20 protein-coding genes are annotated in these 18,825 nt (G+C 67.6%); 6 read left to right on the top strand and 14 right to left on the bottom strand.

Going from position 1 to position 18,825, the window contains the following annotated elements:
- Positions 1 to 13 precede the first annotated feature (13 nt).
- Both BOS5A_RS08960 and BOS5A_RS08955 read right to left on the bottom strand, forming a co-directional pair.
- Positions 14 to 652 carry a peptidylprolyl isomerase gene (locus BOS5A_RS08960; RefSeq protein ID WP_151954868.1) on the bottom strand — a complete coding sequence of 213 codons (639 nt, stop codon included), beginning with the start codon at positions 650 to 652 and terminating at the stop codon, positions 14 to 16.
- Complete coding sequence (locus BOS5A_RS08955; protein ID WP_151954867.1) at positions 649 to 1,137, bottom strand: hypothetical protein; 489 nt, start codon at positions 1,135 to 1,137, stop codon at positions 649 to 651. Before BOS5A_RS08955 ends, BOS5A_RS08960 begins: the two co-directional genes overlap by 4 nt.
- A gap of 118 nt (positions 1,138 to 1,255) precedes the next feature.
- On the opposite strand from BOS5A_RS08955, the gene BOS5A_RS08950 reads away from it, so the two are divergent.
- Entirely contained in the window at positions 1,256 to 1,651 is a 396-nt protein-coding gene (locus tag BOS5A_RS08950; protein ID WP_234419279.1) for a phasin family protein, read from the top strand.
- Positions 1,652 to 1,657: 6 nt separating this feature from the next.
- Here BOS5A_RS08950 and BOS5A_RS08945 read toward each other — a convergent pair whose 3' ends face one another.
- From BOS5A_RS08945 to BOS5A_RS08935, 3 genes are all read right to left on the bottom strand, one after another.
- Positions 1,658 to 2,422, bottom strand: a complete 765-nt coding sequence (locus BOS5A_RS08945) for an esterase/lipase family protein (protein WP_199857314.1) — start codon at positions 2,420 to 2,422, stop codon at positions 1,658 to 1,660.
- A 55-nt stretch (positions 2,423 to 2,477) separates the two neighbouring features.
- Positions 2,478 to 3,257, bottom strand: coding sequence for a transglutaminase-like domain-containing protein (locus BOS5A_RS08940; protein ID WP_151954866.1), 780 nt, complete (start codon positions 3,255 to 3,257; stop codon positions 2,478 to 2,480).
- A gap of 80 nt (positions 3,258 to 3,337) precedes the next feature.
- Entirely contained in the window at positions 3,338 to 4,081 is a 744-nt protein-coding gene (locus BOS5A_RS08935; RefSeq protein WP_151954865.1) for a Bax inhibitor-1/YccA family protein, read from the bottom strand.
- 146 nt (positions 4,082 to 4,227) lie between these two features.
- On the opposite strand from BOS5A_RS08935, the gene thpR reads away from it, so the two are divergent.
- The 4 genes from thpR to BOS5A_RS08915 all read left to right on the top strand — a co-directional run bounded on the left by thpR (position 4,228) and on the right by BOS5A_RS08915 (position 8,032).
- Positions 4,228 to 4,779: an RNA 2',3'-cyclic phosphodiesterase gene (thpR, locus tag BOS5A_RS08930; protein ID WP_151954864.1), complete on the top strand. Its 552-nt coding sequence runs from the start codon at positions 4,228 to 4,230 to the stop codon at positions 4,777 to 4,779.
- 33 nt (positions 4,780 to 4,812) lie between these two features.
- Positions 4,813 to 5,382, top strand: a complete 570-nt coding sequence (locus BOS5A_RS08925; RefSeq protein WP_151954863.1) for a septal ring lytic transglycosylase RlpA family protein — start codon at positions 4,813 to 4,815, stop codon at positions 5,380 to 5,382.
- Positions 5,383 to 5,459: 77 nt separating this feature from the next.
- Positions 5,460 to 7,013, top strand: coding sequence for a spinster family MFS transporter (locus BOS5A_RS08920; protein ID WP_151954862.1), 1,554 nt, complete (start codon positions 5,460 to 5,462; stop codon positions 7,011 to 7,013).
- A gap of 41 nt (positions 7,014 to 7,054) precedes the next feature.
- Positions 7,055 to 8,032 carry a M48 family metallopeptidase gene (locus BOS5A_RS08915; protein WP_151954861.1) on the top strand — a complete coding sequence of 326 codons (978 nt, stop codon included), beginning with the start codon at positions 7,055 to 7,057 and terminating at the stop codon, positions 8,030 to 8,032.
- Here the strand turns inward: BOS5A_RS08915 and BOS5A_RS08910 are convergent.
- On the bottom strand, positions 8,026 to 8,964 hold the full coding sequence (locus BOS5A_RS08910) for a D-2-hydroxyacid dehydrogenase (RefSeq protein WP_151954860.1): 939 nt from the start codon (positions 8,962 to 8,964) through the stop codon (positions 8,026 to 8,028). The genes BOS5A_RS08915 and BOS5A_RS08910 overlap by 7 nt on opposite strands.
- Before the next feature lie 83 nt (positions 8,965 to 9,047).
- On the opposite strand from BOS5A_RS08910, the gene trhO reads away from it, so the two are divergent.
- Positions 9,048 to 9,863 (top strand): oxygen-dependent tRNA uridine(34) hydroxylase TrhO, encoded by an 816-nt coding sequence (trhO, locus tag BOS5A_RS08905; RefSeq protein ID WP_151954859.1) that lies wholly within the window; start codon positions 9,048 to 9,050, stop codon positions 9,861 to 9,863.
- 93 nt (positions 9,864 to 9,956) lie between these two features.
- Here trhO and BOS5A_RS08900 read toward each other — a convergent pair whose 3' ends face one another.
- The 8 genes from BOS5A_RS08900 to BOS5A_RS08865 form a co-directional block, all read right to left on the bottom strand.
- Positions 9,957 to 10,136 (bottom strand): DUF4169 family protein, encoded by a 180-nt coding sequence (locus BOS5A_RS08900; RefSeq protein WP_151954858.1) that lies wholly within the window; start codon positions 10,134 to 10,136, stop codon positions 9,957 to 9,959.
- Positions 10,136 to 11,533: an efflux transporter outer membrane subunit gene (locus tag BOS5A_RS08895; RefSeq protein WP_151954857.1), complete on the bottom strand. Its 1,398-nt coding sequence runs from the start codon at positions 11,531 to 11,533 to the stop codon at positions 10,136 to 10,138. Before BOS5A_RS08895 ends, BOS5A_RS08900 begins: the two co-directional genes overlap by 1 nt.
- 125 nt (positions 11,534 to 11,658) lie before the next feature.
- On the bottom strand, positions 11,659 to 12,810 hold the full coding sequence (locus tag BOS5A_RS08890) for an HlyD family secretion protein (RefSeq protein ID WP_151954856.1): 1,152 nt from the start codon (positions 12,808 to 12,810) through the stop codon (positions 11,659 to 11,661).
- Positions 12,807 to 14,465 carry an MFS transporter gene (locus BOS5A_RS08885; RefSeq protein ID WP_151954855.1) on the bottom strand — a complete coding sequence of 553 codons (1,659 nt, stop codon included), beginning with the start codon at positions 14,463 to 14,465 and terminating at the stop codon, positions 12,807 to 12,809. The genes BOS5A_RS08890 and BOS5A_RS08885 overlap by 4 nt, the downstream gene beginning before the upstream one ends.
- Before the next feature lie 171 nt (positions 14,466 to 14,636).
- A complete protein-coding gene (locus BOS5A_RS08880) occupies positions 14,637 to 14,963 on the bottom strand; it encodes a hypothetical protein (protein ID WP_234419278.1) in 327 nt (108 codons plus the stop codon).
- 21 nt (positions 14,964 to 14,984) lie between these two features.
- On the bottom strand, positions 14,985 to 16,460 hold the full coding sequence (locus BOS5A_RS08875; protein WP_199857412.1) for a L,D-transpeptidase family protein: 1,476 nt from the start codon (positions 16,458 to 16,460) through the stop codon (positions 14,985 to 14,987).
- A 166-nt stretch (positions 16,461 to 16,626) separates the two neighbouring features.
- Positions 16,627 to 18,087 (bottom strand): cysteine--tRNA ligase, encoded by a 1,461-nt coding sequence (gene cysS / locus BOS5A_RS08870; RefSeq protein ID WP_151954853.1) that lies wholly within the window; start codon positions 18,085 to 18,087, stop codon positions 16,627 to 16,629.
- A 70-nt stretch (positions 18,088 to 18,157) separates the two neighbouring features.
- Positions 18,158 to 18,775, bottom strand: a complete 618-nt coding sequence (locus BOS5A_RS08865; protein WP_151954852.1) for an FKBP-type peptidyl-prolyl cis-trans isomerase — start codon at positions 18,773 to 18,775, stop codon at positions 18,158 to 18,160.
- Positions 18,776 to 18,825 lie beyond the last annotated feature (50 nt).

Raw genomic sequence — 18,825 nt, 5'->3', positions numbered from 1 at the left:
GCCGGTGCAAAGGTCAGGGTGCGGTCTTGCGCGCGCTGACGATCCGGATCGTCGGGGAGAGCATCTGCCCCTTCATCACGCCTTCGCCCTCGGTCGGGCTCGTCGGGCTGGCCAGAATGCGCTTCACGATATCCATGCCCTCGACGACGCGCCCGAAGACGGCGAAGCCGGGATCGGAGGTGGTCGCGTCCATCGACTTCAGATCGCCGATGACGATGAAGAAGTCGCCCGCCGCGGTCCCCGGCTTCGCCATCGCCATGGAAATCGCGCCATCGACATGGCTGAGCCCGGTCTGCGAGGTCGGCTCGTGCGCGATCGGCGGCAGCGTCCGCTTCGGGTCGTTGCGCGTTCCGAACTGGGCGAGGCCATAGCCCGGCGCGACGTTCACCGCGCGGTAGAAGGCTGCACCGTCGAGTTTTTTCTGATCGACGTAGCGCAGGAAATTGGCGGCGGTAATCGGCGCGTGGACGGTATCGACCGCGATCACGATCGGGCCATCGGCGGTGGTCAGCGTCACCCGCGTGGCGGGCAGCGGCGTAGCGACCGGGGCGGGGGCGGACGGCGCATTCTGCGCAAGAGCGCGCGGCGCATTCTGCGCGGGGGCGGGCGCGGCGATCGTCGCCAGCAGCAACACCGCGACCGCGCGCCTCACGCCTTCACCACCATTGCGGCGATTGCATTCGACTTCGCGCCGCTCAGCTGGATGACATAGGTGCCCGCATCGAGCTTGAAGTCGACGATCTTCGCTATGCCCGAACATTTCGGGCCATGATCGTGCGCCACCGAGGCAATGGCCTTCCCGCCGAGCAGCAGATCGATCCAGGCGCCGCCGCCGAGCGCGACGCGGTAGGTTCCCGCCTGAGCGACCGAAAGCGTCAGCGTGCCGCCATAGCTGTCTGCCGCGGCGGCCTTGGCGGGGGCGGGCGAGAGCGTCAGCGTCGACCCGCGATGCAACGAAACATTTGTCGCCTGTCCTATCGAAAGCGTCGCGCCGTCGCCGCTCTTCGTCCCCGCCGTCACCGGCGTTTGCTGGCTCCACCCGGACAGCGCCGCGGGAATCGCCGGGCGAACGTTGGTGCAGGCGGCGTCGGTCGCGGGGTCCTGAACCGCCAGCATCAGCAACAGTGCCGTCAACATCGCATTCGACTCCCAAGCTTCAAGATCCGGGCGAGAACGCGTGCCACGTCCTTCCGGTTGCGCAACCATATGCGACGCGGCAGGTTGAGCGATAGCTGAACGATCAAGGAGAGTTGCCGTGGCAGACGCGAGGCGCACCACTGGAAAGACGACGGAATCGGTTGCGGACACGATGAAGGCGGCGGCCGACAAGGCGAAACAGGGCTTTGCCGATCATGTCACCGAGCCGGCGCGCCGTGCGGGCGAGCGCATGAAAGACGCCGGTGCCAAGGCGGCGGAAAACTCGTCGGCGATCGGGGTCAAGCTGCTCGATCAGGCCGAGGCGAACATGAAGGAGGCCTTTGCGGCGATGCGCGCGGCGGCCGAGGCGAAGGACCTGTCGCAGGTTATGAAGATCCAGGGCGATTTCCTGCGCGACCAGGGATCGCGCTCGATGACCCAGGCGCGCGAGGTCGGGGAATTGATCCTGCAATTCGGGCGCGACGCGGTCGCGCCGATCAATCGCAAGGACTGATGACGGTCAGGCGGTGGCGGCGTAGGGCTGCCATTCGCCTTCCGGCTGGGCCAGACGGTCAGCAACGATGCGCAGAACCGCCGGGTTCGCGCAGAGGCCCAGATGGCTGCCTGCGACCTCGACATTTTCGGTCGTCGCACTCGCGCGCTGGCGGCAATTCTGCCAGGCGACGACGCCGTCAGCGCGGCTGTAGAGCGCGGTCGTCGGCACCGGCGGATGCTGCATCCCGAGCTCGAGCAGCATCTGCGCAGCGGGGTCGTCGATGCGATGCCCCGCGAGGAATTCATAAGCCCGCCACACATTGGTCGCACGCGGCGATCCGGCAAACGGCGATCCCAGCGTCACGATCTGCCGAACGCATTGCGGCACGCGCTGCGCGATGATCCGCGCCATGATCCCGCCGAGGCTCCATCCGACGAGGCTGACGGTGTGCCCGGTTTCGTCGTGAATGTCCTCAAGCCGCGCGATCAGCTGCTCGCCCTCTTTCCCGATCGAGCGCGGTCCGAAATTGCGGCCGAGCGCCCATGCGCGCGCGTCATACCCGACATCGCCGAGGAAACTGCGAAGGCCTGCTGTCGATCCGTCGCCGGCCATGAAACCGGGGATGACGAGCACCGGATGGCCGTCACCGGCGGGCACCTCGTCGGCGAGAGCCGACGCGCGCGCCAGAGCGCGATATTCGCCGAACGCACGTGGCACCTCGGTCAGCGCCAGCAGCATCGAGGGCGCGCGGATCGCTTCAAGGCGAGAAGGGGAGAGGTGGAGCGTCACTGAACTGTCACATACGCTCAATGCGCACGAAGGGTAAAGGTTCAGCGAATAAAGCTTAGGGAATGCGCGTGACGGTGACTCGCTGCGCCCACAGATCGGCGCGGCCGAAGATCGTCATGAAGGCGATATCGGTTGCGTCGCGCCCGACGCAGACGCGGGCGATGTCCTCGCGCGCGGCCATTCCGGTGGCGTCCGCCAGATGCCACGCGCCGTCCAGCCAGAGTTCCGCGACCGCATGAAAATCGGGCGGATCGACGCCCGGCGCATAGGCCGACACGCATCGGGCGGGAATCCCGCCAGCGCGGGCGAGCGCGACCAGCAGATGCGCGAAATCGCGGCATACACCGTGGCGGGCCGCGAACACGTCGAGCGCTCTCGTATCGCCGCCGCTGGCCCGTATGTCGTAGGTCAGGTGGGTATAGACCCATTCGACCAGGGCTGCGGCGAGCGCCCCGCCGTCAAGCCCGGCAAACCGTTTGCGCACGAACCCGTCGAACCGGTCGACCTCGCAGTAGCGGCTGGGGAGCAGATACGCGGTCAGGTCCGCCGCCAGCGCTCGCACCGGTGTTGCGCCAAACTGGTCGAGCGCGACCGGCTGGCGATCGATTTCCACCACTGCCTTGTAATCGACCAGCACGCGGTCATGCGCGGCGATCCAGCAACGCTGGCCGATGCCGTCCTCGCCGGGAACGGCGCGGATGGGATTGTCGGAATGGACGATCATCGACTGCTCGATCAGCCGCTGATCGGCCATCGCCGCCGCTTCCACCTGCAACAGCACGTCGGCAGGCTCGGGGAAGTAATAGTCCAGATGAACGTCGATCGAGAGCCGCATGGCGTTCCTGTCGCACAAAGGAAGGGGCCCGGCAGGTCGTCCCGCCGGGCCCCGATAGGCTGTAGCTCTTTTGTCTTCGCTTAGTTCCGGCTGGAGCCGAACAGGCGCAGGATGAAGAGGAACATGTTGATGAAGTCGAGGTAGAGGCTCAGCGCCGACATCACGACCGCCTTCGAGATCAGTTCCGGATAACCGGCGACCTGGAAATACAGGCTCTTGGTGCGCTGCGTATCATAGGCGGTGAGGCCCGCGAAGAGCAGCACGCCGACGCCCGAGATCACGAGGCCGAGCGGCCCGGACTGGACGAACAGGTTGATAAGGCTCGCGACGATCAGCCCGACAAGGCCGATGATGAGGAAGGTGCCGAACGCCGACAGATCCTTCTTCGTTGTGTAGCCATAGAGGCTGAGCGCGGCGAAGCCCGCGGCGGTCGCGAAGAACGCCTGTGCGATGGCGAGCGGCGAATAGACGAGGAAGATCGTCGAGAGCGACAGACCCATCGTGACCGCGAAACCCCAGAACATCGCCTTCAGCGTGCCCGAGGACATCCTGCCCTGGCCGAAGCTCATGCCGAAAACGAAGCCCAGCGGCGCGAGCGTGATGATCCATTTAAGGATGCCGCCGCCGACAAAAACCTGCGCGGCCATGCCCGACAGCGCGAAGCCAAGCGCGACGATACCCGTCAGCAGGACGCCGGAGGCCATGTAGTTATAGACGGAGAGCATGTAGGACCGCAGACCCGCATCCACTGCGGCGTCACGTGTCCCTGCGGCGGTCGTTCCGAACGGCGCGGCGCTCGGCCGGGGGTCGGACCAGTTTGCCATGATGTATAAGCTCCTTCGGCCGGTCGCCAGAAATGCCAAAACGCAATCAGACCGGTTACAGGGGAATATCAACGCAGCGCGAGGCGTTTTCAAGTGAATCCGGGGTCACATTCGGGCCGATACTCAAAAAAGATGACAGAAAGTTCATGATTCGCCTCTTCGTCGCCCTCCGTCCGCCGCGCGCGGTGCGCCGGGTGCTGCTCGATCTGGCGGGCGGGGTGCCTGGCGCCCGGTGGCAGGACGACGCCCAATTGCACCTGACGCTGCGCTATATCGGCGAGGTCGACGAGCGCGTTGCGGAGGATGTTGCGATCGCGCTGTCGCAGCTGCGCGCGCCGGTGCCGACGGTGCATCTGGGCGGGGTCGGGCGGTTCGCCAACCGGGGACGGACCGACGTGCTGTGGGCGGGAGTCGCTCCCCACGACGCGCTGGTGGCGCTTCACCGCAAGATCGACCGCGCGCTGGTCCGGTTGGGACTGCCGCCCGAACATCGCGCCTTTCTGCCGCACATCACGCTCGCCCGCCTGCCGCGCAGCGCCGGTGCGGAAGGCGAGGTCGATGCATGGATCGCGGCCAATCTCGCCCTGACGAGCGCGCCGTTCGCAATAGACCGCATCGTCCTCAACGAAAGCACGCTCGGGCGGGACGGCGCACGCTACGACGTGCTGGCGCAGTGGCCGTTGAACGCAGTGGGGTGACGATCGGCGGTGTCGTCCTCTAGGGTTTCGTCCATGCAGAGTCTGACAGCCGCGCGCGCCGGGTTTCCAATTGCGGCAATCCTCGCGCTATCCGCCTGCGCCGGCGGCAACTACCGGCCCGTCCGCGATTTCCCGGTGCGCGTCGGCCAGCCCTATACGGTGCGCGGCACGACCTTCGTGCCTGCCGCCGATCCGACGTACGACATGCTCGGCTATGCAAGCTGGTATGGCAGCGAATCCGGCAATCGCACCGCCAATGGCGAGCGGTTTCGCGGCAACTGGATCACGGCTGCGCATACCACGCTGCCGCTGCCGACCTATGTCGAGGTGACCGCGCTCGATACCGGGCGGCGGATCGTGGTGCGGGTGAACGACCGTGGGCCGTTCGTCCGCAGCGCGCGGATCATCGATCTGTCGCGCGGCGCGGCGGAGGCGCTCGGTGTGCGCAGGGTCGGAACGGCGGCGGTGCGGGTCAGGCGTGTCGAACCGTCGCAGCGGGACCGCGAACGCCTGCGTAGGGGCAAGTCCGCATCCGAACTGCCCGCCGTCGATGCGACGACGCTCGCGAACCTCAGGGCGCAGCTGGCGGCGTCTGAACGATGACCGAGGCCGCAATGCCGCTTCTCAATCTGCCCTGACCTCTGTTACGCCCACGCGAAACCGGTGGCAGGGAGCAGGATATGAGCGAGACGGACACGGCCCAACGCGCGCCGCGCTATGCCTGGTATGTCCTGTTCCTGCTCTTCCTCGTCTACATCCTGAACTTCGTCGACCGGCAGATCATCTCGATCCTGGCGGAAGACATCAAGCGCGACCTGGGGTTGCGCGACGAGGATCTGGGCTTTCTCTACGGCACCGCGTTCGGCGTTTTCTACGCGCTGTTCGGTATCCCGCTCGGGCGGCTGGCGGACAACTGGCACCGCGTCCGGCTGATGACGGTCGGGCTGGCGCTCTGGTCCACCATGACCGCGCTCTCCGGGTTCTCGCGGACTGGCGGACACCTCGCGATGGCCCGCATCGGCGTCGGGATCGGCGAAGCGACTGCCAGCCCGGCAGCTTACTCGCTCCTCTCCGACTGGTTTCCCAAGCGGCTGCGCGCAACCGCGCTGTCGGTCTACGCCGCCGGCCTGTATGTCGGTGTCGGCGCGTCGCTGTTCGTCGGCGGATTGATCGTCCAGCGCTGGAACGCGGCATATCCGGGGGGCGGACCGCTGGGGCTGGTGGGCTGGCAGGCGGCGTTCATGGCGGTCGGGGTTCCGGGCCTGATCCTCGCCATTGTCATTGCGACGCTGCGCGAGCCGACGCGGGGGCAGTCGGAAGGGCTGGCGCCGCCGCCGGCGCACCCGGCGCCGTTCCGCAGTTTCGGGGTGGAACTGATGACGATCGTCCCGCCCTTCACGCTCGTCACGGCTGCGCGGCAGGGATCGCGCGCGTTGATGCTGAATCTGGCAGGATTGGCGGTGGTGGTTGCCGCCGTGCTGCTGCTGTTCGCAATCGGCGAGCCGAAGCCGCAATGGATCGCGGTCGGCACCGGTGTCTACGCGGTGTATTCCTGGGCGTGCGCCCTGCGACGTCGCGATCCGTCGACCTTCGCGCTCATCATCGGCACACCCGCTTTCCTCTACTCGGTTGTCGGCTATGGATTGAATGCGTTTATCAGCTATGCCGTCGGCTTCTGGGCAGCGCCCTATGTCCTGCGCGATCTCGGCATGGCGCCGGCGACCGCGGGGCTGATGATCGGCGGGACGGCCGCCGTATCGGGCTTTCTGGGCACGACGTTGGGCGGGATTCTGGCGGATCGGCTGCGCCGGACGAACCCCGCAGGGCGGCTGGTTCTCGTAATCTCCGGCGCGATCCTGCCGATCCCCTTCGTCATCGTCGCCTTCACGACGACGAGTGCCGTGCTGTTCGCCATCTGCCTGTTCCTTGCGGGGCTTTTTTCCAGCAACGCGCTGGGTGCGGCAGCAGCGACGACGCAGGATCTGGTGATGCCGCGGATGCGCGGAACGGCGACGGCGACCTTCTTCATCGGCACGACGCTGCTGGGGCTGGCGATGGGGCCGTATCTGGCGGGGCGCGTTTCCACGCTGACCGGCAGCCTGTCGACCGGCGTCCTGTCGCTGGTGCTGACCGCACCGATCACCGTCTTCTGCGCGGTCATGGCTTACCGCCTGGTGCCCGAGGCGGAGCGGACCCGCGAGGCACGCGCCGCCGCCGCTGGCGAAGTGCTATGAGGCGAGTGGCGCGCGCCGCGCGGCTCGGCTAGACCCGCGATATGCCGCGTATCCTTCTCGCCGCCGCGTTGTTCGTCGCGGCAAGCCCTTCCCCCGCCCAGACGCTCAGCACAGTCCAGCTGCAGGAATTGCGCCGCGTCGACGCGCGCCTTGCCGCGATCGCCTATCGGCTGACGCGGGCGAACGCGCCGCTGTGCACCGATCTTCAGCGCCAGACGGGCATCGTTCTCCACGCGCTCGATCAATATGCGCCCGATACGCGGGCGAATGCGCGCAGCGTCTTCGGCTTTGCGGCGCCGGTCGCGGTCGAGGCGGTAGTGCGGGGAAGCGTTGCGGAGCAGGCCGGCGTGCGCGCCGATGACGGCGTCGTGGCGATCGGCGGAACGCGGCTGGCTGCTTCGGCCGGTGACGCGGCGACCAGCGCTGATCGGGATGCTGCGGTGGCGTTGCTTGCGCAGCCAGCGAACGACACGGTCGCGCTCGATGTCGTGCGCGATGGCGCCCGCAAGGCGCTTCGCATCGCCGCATCGCCCGGCTGCGCGTCAAGCTTCGAAGTGCTGCTGGGGCCGGGGATGACCGCACAGTCGGACGGCAAGATCGTGCAGATCGCTGTGGGGTATTTCGAGCGCTACACCGACGACGAGGTCGCGGTGATCGTCGCGCACGAACTCGCGCATTCGATCCTGCATCACCGCGAGCGGCTGGATGCTGCCGGGGTTAATGGCGGGCTGCTGGCAGAGCTGGGCCGCAACGGGCGGCTCAACCGGCTGATCGAGGATCAGGCTGACCAGCTGGGCGTTCATTTGCTGCGTAATGCCGGCTACGACCCGCAGAGCGCGCCGAAATTCTGGCGCGCGCATGGCGGCGAGATCGACGGCGGGCTGTTCCGCAGCCGGACGCACCGATCCTCGTCCGCGCGCGCCGACCGGATCGAGGCGGAGATAAAGGCGATCCCGGCGAATGCGCCGATCCCCTATACGCCGCCGATGCTGGCGACGCGCGACGCGAAGCTTCAGTAGCCTGCCGCGAGATCGGTGACGTTTGCCATCGGCGCGCCGTCGAGGAACGCCTTCAGGTTGCGCAGGAACAACGCGCCGGCACGCTGGAACATCTTCGTCTGGCTGCGACCCGACAGATGCATCGAGATCATCGTGTTCGGCGCGGTCCACAGCGGATGATCGGTGGGCAGCGGTTCGGGGTTGGTCGGATCGAGGAAGGCGCCCGCAATCTGCCCGGTTTTCAGCGCCGTGATGAGCGAATCGTCGTCGATCATGTCGCCGCGCGCGATGTTGATGAGCCAGGCCGAGCGCTTCATCGCCGCCAGCTCGTCCGCACCGATCATCGTTTTCGTCGCATCGGTCGAAGGGGCGGCCAGGACAACCCAATCGAAATCGCCGAGCCGCGCCCGCCAAGCGTCGGGGGTGATCGTTCCGTCGCGGCCTGATCGCGTGACGCCGGTGACATCGACCCCGAACGCCTCCAGCCGCTCGCCGATCAACCGCCCGATCGCGCCATAGCCGATGACGAGGGCGGCGGTCTCGAACAGCTCGACCTTGCCGGGCGCGTCCTTCGGCCATTCATGGCGGTCCTGCGCGCGGACGACCTCGTCATAGCGCTTCGCCGCGGCAAGGATGCCGAGAACCGCATATTCCGCGACCGCATAGGCGTTGATCCCCGCGCCGTTGGTGACGATCGCGCCGCGCGTCCGCAGCACGTCGAGCGGGAAGGCGTCGAGCCCGGCATAGATCGTCGACACCCATTTCAGGTTCGGTCCCGACGCGCGGATCGCATCGGCGACGAGATGGGTCGGCTGCATGTCCACCCACGCGATATCGGCGTCGGCGATCATCGTATTCGCGTCTGCCGGCGAAGCGAACCACGCCACGTCGAGGTCCCCCGGCAGATGCGGTTCGAGGAGCGGGCGGGCAAGGGCGGGGAGCACGGCTTTCATCGCCGCCAAGCGTAGCTGCGCGGTCGCGCGCGTCAACGCAGACGCTTGCAAAGTGTGCGCCCGCCGTGTCTTGGCCTGCCAGAATGTCCCAGGCTCTCCCGTTTCGCGTCGCGGCGCTCTACCAATTCAGCCGGTTCGACGATCCCGCCGCGATCCGCGCGCCGTTGCTCGCCCTGTGCGACGACAGGGGGGTTCGCGGCACGCTGTTGCTGGCGGGCGAGGGGATCAACGGCACAATTGCCGGCGCGGATGCGGCGATCGATGCGGTGCTCGCGCATATCCGCGCGCTGCCCGGCTGTGCCGCGATTGAGGTGAAATACTCCCGCGCGCCGACGATGCCGTTCGACAGGATGAAGGTGCGCCTGAAGCGCGAGATCGTGACGATGGGCCAGCCCGATATCGATCCGGTCGAGGGTGCCGGCACCTATGTCGCGCCCGGCGACTGGAACGCGCTGGTCGATGACCCGGAAACGCTCGTGATCGATACGCGCAATGCATACGAGATCGGCCTCGGGACGTTTTCGGGCGCGGTCGATCCCGGCACCCGCAGCTTCGGCGAGTTTCCGGCGTGGTTTCGGGCGAACCGCGACGCGCTGATGGCCGGCAAGGCGCGCGTCGCGATGTTCTGCACCGGCGGCATACGCTGCGAAAAGGCGACCGCGTTCCTGAAGGCGGAAGGTGTGCCCGACGTGCTGCATCTCAAGGGCGGTATTCTGAACTATCTGGAACATGTGCCCGAGGCGGAGAGCCGGTGGGAAGGCGAGTGCTTCGTTTTCGACCGGCGGGTGACGGTGAAGCATGGGCTGGAACCGGGGGAGCGGCGGCTCTGCCCGACCTGCCAGTGCCCGCCGGGGAAGAATGACGGCTGCCCGGACTGCGCGACGGTGGCACATTTTTAATCGTCACCCCAGCGAAGGCAGGGGTCCATGTCTCTGCCGATTGGCATTTCGACTAGAGATAGACCCCAGCCTTCGCTGGGGTGACGCGCTAATTCACTTCGGCTCGCGCCTCGCCCCGTCCAGCACAGCATCGCGTCGCGTGGCCTCGCGCGCATCGGCGTCCCTTTGCGCCCTGGTCCGCCCATGTTTCGCGCGATTGGCGTCCGCCTGCACGGCTGCCTCGGCCCGCGCCTTGCGCTTGCGGGCGATACGCAGGTTTACGATCTCGCCCATCAGTGCTGCGTCTCCGCGACGTCCGCTTGCGACCATCCCCCGCCCATCGCCTGATACAGCGTGACATAGGCGACCAGCCGATCCGCGCGCGCCTGGACGAGCGTCAGCTCGGCGGTCAGCAACCCGCGCTGGGCATCTAGCTGTTCGATATAGGACGAATAGCCCGCGCGGTAGCGGTTGGTCGCATTGCGCAGCGCGCCTGCCAGGGACAAGCGCTGCGCGGCGAGCGCGTCGGCCTGCTCGCCCGACTTCAGGACGCCAGCCAGACTGTCATCGACTTCGCGGAACGCGGTGAGCGCGGCCTTGGCATAGCCGTAAGCGGCCTGGTCACGGCGCGCGGCGGTGGCGTCAGCCTGCGCGCGGGTGCGGCCCGCATCGAAGATCGGCCCCAATATGCTCGCGCCGACCGAAAAGATGCCCACCGGGTTCGCGAGCGCGGTCGAGAGCACCAGCCCCGCCGATCCGGTGAGCGCGACGTTGGGGAGCATCGCGGCGCGCGCGCTGTCGAGGCTGCGGTCGGCGGCGACCAGTGTCTGCTCCGCCTGGAAAAGATCGGGCCGGCGGCGTAGCAGGTCTGCGGGCAGCCCGTCTGGGATGGGCGGCGGCGTTAACGCGTCGAGCGATCTGCCGCGCGCTATGGCGCCGGGCGATTCCCCGAGCAGCAGGCGCAGCGCATTTTCCTGCCGCGAGATCGCAAGTTCGGCGGCCGGCACCAGTTGTTCGGTCGCATGATATTCCGCCTCGGCCTGCCGCTGCTCGAGCCGCGATGTGTAGCCGACATCGGCACGCCGTTTGGCGATTCGCAGGCCCTCGGCACGGGCGGCGAGCGTCTGACGCGCGACCGCGAGCCGCAGATCGAGCGCACGCAGCGTGATGTAACCGGTCGCGACGCTGGTCACGATGCCGAGCCGGACGGTATCGCGCGCGCCTTCGGTCGCGAGCAGTTGCGCACGGGCGGCGCGGCTGGCGTTCTTCAGGCGGCCGAAGAGATCGAGATCGAAGCTCGCCGAAACCCCCGGCTGCGCGCCGATCGCGTCGCTGGGCGTGCCGAAGGGACTGAGCGTCTGCCCCGCCGTCGTCCCCGCGTTGCCGCCGAGCGTCGGCGCCAGTTGCGCGCGCGCCAGCCGGGCCTGCGCGCGCGCTTCCTCGACCCGGGCGGCGGCGGTCGCGATATCGAGATTGGCGGCGAGCGCACGGGTGACCAGATCGCTCAGCACCGGATCGCCGAACGCGGTCCACCAATCGGTGCGGATCGGCGCACCGGCGCGGAGCGCGGTGCGCCAGTCGGGCGGGGGGACGATCGCTGCGGCAGCGGGCGGTCGCGGGCGCGGGCCTATGCATCCGGCGAGGGCAGTCAGCGATAGGAGGAGGGTGGGCAGTAGGCTGGCCTTCGTCACCCCGGACTTGTTCCGGGGTCCACGGAGCCGCGCTGCTCGCGTTCGCGCTTCCAAGGGCAACGCGTGCCGCCCGGTGGACCCCGGAACAGGTCCGGGGTGACGGTGAAGGTCGGCACCGATCCGCCTCATCGTGCGGCCGGCCCGCCGCTGGTATCGACTCGTGCCTGCACCGACATACCAGGGCGCAGCCTTGCCGTCAGCGTCTGCCCGGGATCGATGCGGATTCGCACCGCGATCCGCTGCGGCACCTTCGTGAAGTTGCCCGTCGCATTGTCTGGCTTCAGCACCGAGAATTCGGACCCGGCGGCGGGGGATATCCGCTCGACCCTGCCGGTCAAGCGCGCATTGCCGAGCCCATCGACAGTGAACGACGCCGGCTGACCGACGGCCATGCGCGCGGTCTGAGCCTCCTTGAAGTTTGCGATCACCCAAGTGTCGGGGGGCACGAGAAACATGAGCTGCGAGCCGGCGGTGACATATTGGCCGACGCGCACGCCGACTTCGCTTAGCTGCCCCGCTTCCGGCGCGCGGACGACGGTGTTCGACAGATCGATCTGGGCAAGCTCGCGCGCGGCTGCCGCGCCCGACACGCCAGCGCGCTGACCGCCGCGACCGACCTGAACGGTGCGGATATCCTGTCGGGCGATCTCCCGCGCGGCAGCGGCCTGCTGCACTGCGGCCTGCGCCTGTTTCAGCGCGGCGAGGGTCTGGTCGCGCTCGCGTAGCGACACGGAGCCATCGATGACGAGATCGTTGACCCGCGCCATATCCGCTTTCGCCCGCAGCAACTGCGCGCCCGCATTGGCGACGGCGGCATCCTGCGCCGCAAGGCTCGCCTCGCGGCTGCGCTCGGACTGCTGTGCGTTGGCGAGGGTCGCCTGCTGCGCCTCGACCTGAGACGACGCCTGATCGACCCGCTGGCGGTAGATGCGGTCGTCGATCTTCACCAGCGCGTCGCCCGGCTTCACCTGCGCGAAATCGCGGACGAGCACCTGCGTCACATACCCGCTGACCTGCGGCGCGATGACGGTGGTGCGCCCGCGTACATAGGCGTTGTCGGTCTGCTCGCTGGCGGTTGCGAAGGGCGGAAAGCGCCACGCCGCGAGCACCGCGAGGATTCCCGCGATCGCAAGGACGATGATAATGAACAGCCCCGTCCGCCCGGGCAGCCGCGGCGTCCAGCCCGAACCTGTCGGCGCTGCGGGCTGCTCGGCTTCCATCTCGGCAAGCTTCTCTTCGGTGGGTGGGACGACGGTGGTCGATCGCGTATCGGTCATGCGGCCCCCTTGGCGCGGACGCGGCGTTCGCGCCAGTCACGCCTGCCCAGCAGGAACAGAAGATAGCCGAAGGTCAAGGCGGCAAGCAGCGCGATCAGCCGAAACACGTCGTCATAGGCGAGGACGTTCGCCTCGCGCGTCGTCGTCTGTGACAGGAGCGCGGCGCCTTCGGCGGAGCGGAGCGCTGGATCGCCGATGACGCGCCCGACCGCGGCGCCACCAGCCTGGATGCGCGCCGTGACGATCGGGTCGGTCGGATCGATCGTCTGGACGAGTGCCGCGCTGTTCGCCTTTTCGCGCACCGTCTGATAGGTGCCGAGGAGCGCGGTGCCGCCCAGCCCGCCGATCGAATTGATGATCCCGAACAGCGCGATGAAGGTGATGATGTGTCCGGCGCCCTGCTGGAGCGCGCGGGTCATCCCGAACAGCAGCGACGGCCCGAGGAAGAAGGTCGCGGCGAAAGCGATGACCGCCTGGCTGGCGTAAAGCTGCGGCGCGCGCGTAAGGCTGGTCGAATGGCTGTCCGCAAAGGCGGCGATCGCGACGAGGCCGATCGCGAGCATCACCGGATGGGCGAGCTTCTCCACGTTCAGCGTGACCGCGCTTGCCGCGACGCCAGCGACGGATGCGAAGAAGATGATGAGGAAGAACGGCCCCAGCTGATCGTTGTTCTGCCCCAGCGTCTGGAGCAGGCCGACAGCAGCATAGGTCTGTTCCGACAGCACGATGCGCGCCATGATCGTGACGATCGTGAAGCGCAGGATATCCGAACTCGCGAGCCAGCGGGTGTTGAGCAGCGGCTTCTCGCGGCCATGTTCGATGATCAGCGCGGCGGCCAGCATCGGGATCGCGAGCAGCAGCGCTACACCGATCCACCGCGCCTCGGTCCACCAGACAATGCGCCCGAGTCCGAGCACCGCGGCGACCAGCCCCATGCCGACCGCGTAGAGGGTGAAGGTGAGAAAATCGATCGGCTCGAACGCCTTGATCCGGTTGGTCGGCGGCAGGCGCAGCAGCGCGACCGCGGCGAGGCTGAGCAGCGAAAGCCCGAGCTCGAAAAGGTACAGCGTTCGCCACTGCGACATGGCGAGCAGGTCGGGCGAGAACAGCCGCGCGAGTGGCGTCGCGCATTGCGGTATGCCGATGCCGATCACCACCGCCTTCAACCGCCATTTCGCGGGCAAGGACTGCATGACGTAATAGAGGCCGAGGCTGGAGAGCGCCGCGCCCGCCATCCCGCTCGCACCGCGCACGACGATCGCCGACCAGAAATCGCGGACGAACAGGTGGCCCAGGGTGAGGACGGCGTAGAGGCCGAGGAAGATGAGCGCGAAGGGCCGCAACCCGAACTGCTGGCGAAACTTGATCAGCAGCAGGTTGATGCTGACGTTGGTCATCACATAGATGGTCGGCAGCCACGCGATCTGTGCGGGATCGAGGCCCAGCGCGCCCTGTAGCGTCGTCGTATTGGCGGAGACGAGCGCGCTGCCGAGCCCGCCGGTCAGCCCGAGCAGCACCCCGATCGCGCCATAGGCAAAGCGCCGCGCGGTCGGATGCTCCGGCGCACCGGGGGAGCCGGGCAGCGTCGGCTGCTCGTGCGCCGCAAAGGTCCAGTCTTCCTCGGCAAGGAAACGGCGGAGGCGCGCGAAGAACATCGGTCCATTGGCGCGCGCCGGGCCGGTCTGTCCAGTGTCACCACTCCGCGGCCGGAAAGAGCGTGGGGAGTTCGATCCCTGTCGCCCCGGCCTTGAGCCGGGGTCCCGCTTATTGCGCTATCGGGAAGTAGCGGGACCCCGGATCAAGTCCGCAGTGACGGGCGGCGGCTCCTACTGCTGGGCGTTCTCGACCGGCGCTTCCTCGCTCGGCTGGCTGCGATCGGCGCGGGCGGTCATGCCGACGGCGGCGGCGTCGTCGAGCATCTGCTGGTCGGGCTCGACCGGCGCAGGCGGGGGCAGCGCGTCTGCGGTATTTACCGGCGCCGCGGTTTCCGTCGGCATCGGCGCGGGTTCGTTCATCGTCGGCATCTCCTCGAGCGCCGGCGTCTCGATATTCTCGATGGGCGGCGATTCCGGTTCGGACTTCGAACAGGCCGCGAGCGCGAGCAGGCCGCTCGAAACCGCGGCGGTGAGCATCAGGGCGCGTGTCTTGCGCATCGTCATTTCTCCCTGTTGGTATCAGCGCGCGGCGACGGCTTGTGCCGCGGAACGCGCCTCGATCTTGTCGGCCAGCACGCCGTCCCAGCTGTAAGGATCGTCGCGGAAGCTCACCGTGCCGTCCGGATTGGCGAAGGCCGTCCAGTAGAGCAGATAGACCGCAACGCTGTCCGCCATTTGCGCGCGCACGGTCTTGCCGCCGGCGACGGTCGCCTTGATCTCCGGCACCTGCCATTCGGGGTTGGTCGCGAGCAGGCGTGTCGCCAGCGCCTCGGGCTTCTCGAGCCGGACGCAGCCATGGCTCGCCAGCCGGTCGAATTTCGCGAACCCTGCCTGAGCCGGCGTATCGTGGAGATAGACCGCGAACTCGTTGGGGAAATCGAACTTGAACCGGCCGAGCGCGCTCTTTTCCGACGATTGCTGAAGCCGCTTCGATCCATCGCCATTGTCGATCACACGGAAGCCCGCGCGGCGCAGATAGCCCGGATTCGCGCGCTCCTTGGGCCACAACTCGCGCGTCGCGATCGAGGTCGGCACGTTCCAGGGCGGGTTGAGCACGATCGAGTGGATCTGCGACACGAGCATCGGCGTCTCGTCACCGGGGCGCCCCGTCACCGCTTTCATCGACATGACGGGATTGTCGCCGTCGAACAGCGTCAGCACAGCCGCCGCGATGTTCACCTGGATGCGGTTCTGCTCCAGCGTCGATGGCAGCCAGCGCCAGCGTTCCATGTTCGCCATGATCTGCCGGATACGCGCTTCGACGGGCGCGTTGAGCATCGCCAGCGTCTGGGTGCTGACAATGCCCGAGGGATTGAGCCCATAGCGGCGCTGCGCCCGGCGCACCGCGTCGAGCAGCGCCTGGTCGAACCGGTCGCCGGTCACGGAAACCGCCTTGTCCTCGATCGCGAGCCGCTTCCGGAGCGCGATCACGCGCGCGCCGGTCGCGTTCAGGGTGAGGTCGGGGCCGCTCGCCAGCGTCTGCCACCCGCCATTCGCCGCGATCGTGCGGTAGTGGTCGAGGCCGGCGACGAGCGCATCATAGCCGGCCCAGGGCGGCCCGAGCGTGCGGATCCAGTTGGCGAGGGTGTCGCTGCGCACCGCGGCGGCAAAGGCGGGCAGGGGGTCATAGGGCTGCGGGCGAATCCCCCAGACCTTCAGGAAGTCGGCCTGGTCGAGCCGTCCCGAATGCACCGCGCGCGCATGATCGAGCGCGGCGCGGACAAGCCCGTCATTGTCCAGATCGACCTGGGCCGGGCGCGCGCGCTCGCGCAGGCCCTGCGTCACGGCGTTCTTCGCGATGAGATCGGCGAGCTGCGCGTGCTGCGCTTCGCTCAGTTGCGGCAGAACGACGGGCGCCGGTATGGCCACGGGCGCGGGGATCGTCTGGGTCGGCTGAACCGGCGGCGGCACGACCGGCGCGGTCTGCGGGACGGCGGGAGCCTGTGCGATCTGTGCGGTCGCGGGCATCCCGATCGCCGTGATCGCGATCCCCATGCCAAGCCGCTGGAAACAGGCGCGGTATCCGCTCAAGGATCAATCCCTTCTTCAAACGCTTTACGGGGCCGCCACCGACCGGTGGCACTTACCCCGTCTACTAGACCGCCGCGTCCTGCTCCAGCATGAATGGCCCGTCAGCGCAAAAGACTGGCGGAGCCGCGGGCTAGGCCGATTGCGTCGGCTTCCAGTCCCATTCCAGCGCGTCGCCGTCCATCACTTCCACCCCGGCCGCGGACAGTGCCTCGCGGATCGCATCGGAGGTGGCGAAGTCCTTGGCGGCACGGGCCTGCCTGCGCTCGGCGAGCTTCTCCGCAATTCCCGCCTCGTCGATGGTCGCCTCCGCCGGGCGAGTCCTCAGCGCGCGGCGATCGAGGCGGCAAAGGTCGAGGCCGAGCACCGCATCGAAATCAGCGAGCGCCGCCAGCCGGTCGGCTGCCGGGATCGCCTTGTCCGCGAGCATCGCGTCGAGCACGATCAGCGCTTTCGGCGTCGCGAGATCGTCTGAAATTGCGGCATCGAGCGCGCCGCGGTAGCCCGTCGTATCCACGCTCCCGGCCTTGGGCGGTTGCGCACGCAGGCTCTCTACCGTTTGAACAAGGCGCTTCAGCCGCACCTGCGCCGCGGCTAGGCCCTCCCAGCTGAACTCCATTTCCGATCGATAGTGCGCCTGTAGGCACATCAACCGGTAGCTTAGCGGATGGAAGCCGCGATCGACGAGGCGCTGGAGGGTCAGAAATTCGCCGGAGGATTTCGACATCTTTCCCGTGCGATCGACGAGGAAGTTGTTGTGCATCCACAGCTTCGCACCGGTAAATCCGGCATGGTCGGCGCACGAACCGTCGACGCCGCAATGCGCCTGATTCTGCGCGATCTCGTTGGGGTGGTGGATTTCGCGGTGATCGATCCCGCCGGTATGGATATCGAATTCGTCGCCCAGATATTTGCGCGCCATGACCGAGCATTCGAGGTGCCAGCCCGGCGCGCCGCGTCCCCAGGGCGAATCCCATTCCATCTGGCGGTTCTCGCCCGGACCAGACGCGCGCCAGATCGCGAAATCCTGCGGATTGCGCTTGCCCGCGACGGGATCGATCCGGCCTTCGCCGTCATCCTCCTTCGATCGCGCAAGGCGACCATAGTCCGGAACGGTCGAGACATCGAAATAGAGCCCGCTGTCCAGCGTGTAGCAATGCCGGTCGGCGATGGCAGATGCGAAGTCGATCATCTCGGCGACGTGATCGGTCGCCAGCGGGAAGCGCATCGGATCGTCGATATTGAGGTCGCGGAGGTTCTGCTTGAAGGCCTGGGTATAGTGCGCCGCAATCGCCCAGATATCCTGCCCGCGCTCGCGCGCCGCCGCTTCCATCTTGTCGTCGCCGGCATCGGCATCCGACGTCAGATGCCCCACATCGGTGATATTGATGATGTGGGTGAGCGGCCAGCCCTTCCACCGAAGAACGCGCGAGAGCGTATCAGTGAAGACATAGGCGCGCAGATTGCCGATATGCGCGTAATTGTAGACGGTCGGCCCGCACGAATAGACGCGCACGTTCGCCGGATCGATCGGCGCGAATACCTCGGTGGTGCGGGTCAGGCTGTTGTGCAGTCGAAGCGGGGCGCCGGTCATGCGCGTGCCTTAGTCGCGTCGAGCCGGTAGCGACAAGGCTGACACGCAGCCTTGTCGCACATTCGTCGGATCAGCGACCGGTCGGTGCCGGAGCGCCGCCGGGCATACCGGGTGCGCCCGGAGCCGGAGCGCCGCCGGGCATGCCCGGTGCGCCGCCCTGCTGCATCTGCTGCTGCATCTGGAGCTGGCGGATATACGCCTCGGGCAGGAAATCGAGCAGCTCGACATCGAAGACCAGCAGCGAATTGGCGGGGATGGGGCCAGCGCCCTTCGCGCCGTAGCCGAGGCTCGGCTTGATCCAGAAGCGATACTTCGATCCCTTGGGCATCAGCTTCAGGCCCTCGGCGAAACCGGGAACCACGCCACCCACGGGCATCGGTGTCGGCTGCTGCGACTTGTCGAAGACGGTGCCGTCGTTCAGCCGGCCTTCGTAATTCACCAGCGCCACGTCGGTATCGGTCGGCTTCGCACCGGTGCCGGGGCGGATGACCTTGTATTGCAGTCCCGAGGCCGTCTCGACGACGCCCGGCTGGCTGCGATTCTTTGCGAGCACGCTCGTCACCGGATCGGTCGGGGCGGCCCATGCGAGGGCTGCGGCCGCCAGCACCGCAACCGCGATGCCGATCCACAGCCACACCAGATAGCCGCGCTTCACCGGCGCGATCGGAACGGCGGTCACGGTCGACATGGGGCAGCCCCTCGAATCGGTGCCACGCGCGGGCGCGGCGTCATTCTGGA

Origin of the sequence: Sphingomonas sp. EC-HK361, assembly GCF_902498785.1 — a bacterium.
GTDB lineage: Bacteria > Pseudomonadota > Alphaproteobacteria > Sphingomonadales > Sphingomonadaceae > Sphingomonas.
This window is presented reverse-complemented; position numbering and strand designations above follow the sequence as displayed.

Coding starts and splice junctions, on each gene's coding strand:
- BOS5A_RS08955 (WP_151954867.1), bottom strand. CDS start 1,137: ATGTTGACGGCACTGTTGCTGATGCTGGCGGTTCAGGACCCCGCGACC.
- BOS5A_RS08940 (WP_151954866.1), bottom strand. CDS start 3,257: ATGCGGCTCTCGATCGACGTTCATCTGGACTATTACTTCCCCGAGCCT.
- BOS5A_RS08935 (WP_151954865.1), bottom strand. CDS start 4,081: ATGGCAAACTGGTCCGACCCCCGGCCGAGCGCCGCGCCGTTCGGAACG.
- thpR (WP_151954864.1), top strand. CDS start 4,228: ATGATTCGCCTCTTCGTCGCCCTCCGTCCGCCGCGCGCGGTGCGCCGG.
- BOS5A_RS08925 (WP_151954863.1), top strand. CDS start 4,813: ATGCAGAGTCTGACAGCCGCGCGCGCCGGGTTTCCAATTGCGGCAATC.
- BOS5A_RS08920 (WP_151954862.1), top strand. CDS start 5,460: ATGAGCGAGACGGACACGGCCCAACGCGCGCCGCGCTATGCCTGGTAT.
- BOS5A_RS08915 (WP_151954861.1), top strand. CDS start 7,055: ATGCCGCGTATCCTTCTCGCCGCCGCGTTGTTCGTCGCGGCAAGCCCT.
- BOS5A_RS08910 (WP_151954860.1), bottom strand. CDS start 8,964: ATGAAAGCCGTGCTCCCCGCCCTTGCCCGCCCGCTCCTCGAACCGCAT.
- trhO (WP_151954859.1), top strand. CDS start 9,048: ATGTCCCAGGCTCTCCCGTTTCGCGTCGCGGCGCTCTACCAATTCAGC.
- BOS5A_RS08900 (WP_151954858.1), bottom strand. CDS start 10,136: ATGGGCGAGATCGTAAACCTGCGTATCGCCCGCAAGCGCAAGGCGCGG.
- BOS5A_RS08890 (WP_151954856.1), bottom strand. CDS start 12,810: ATGACCGATACGCGATCGACCACCGTCGTCCCACCCACCGAAGAGAAG.
- BOS5A_RS08885 (WP_151954855.1), bottom strand. CDS start 14,465: ATGTTCTTCGCGCGCCTCCGCCGTTTCCTTGCCGAGGAAGACTGGACC.
- BOS5A_RS08880 (WP_234419278.1), bottom strand. CDS start 14,963: ATGCGCAAGACACGCGCCCTGATGCTCACCGCCGCGGTTTCGAGCGGC.
- BOS5A_RS08875 (WP_199857412.1), bottom strand. CDS start 16,460: ATGGGGATCGCGATCACGGCGATCGGGATGCCCGCGACCGCACAGATC.
- cysS (WP_151954853.1), bottom strand. CDS start 18,087: ATGACCGGCGCCCCGCTTCGACTGCACAACAGCCTGACCCGCACCACC.
- BOS5A_RS08865 (WP_151954852.1), bottom strand. CDS start 18,775: ATGTCGACCGTGACCGCCGTTCCGATCGCGCCGGTGAAGCGCGGCTAT.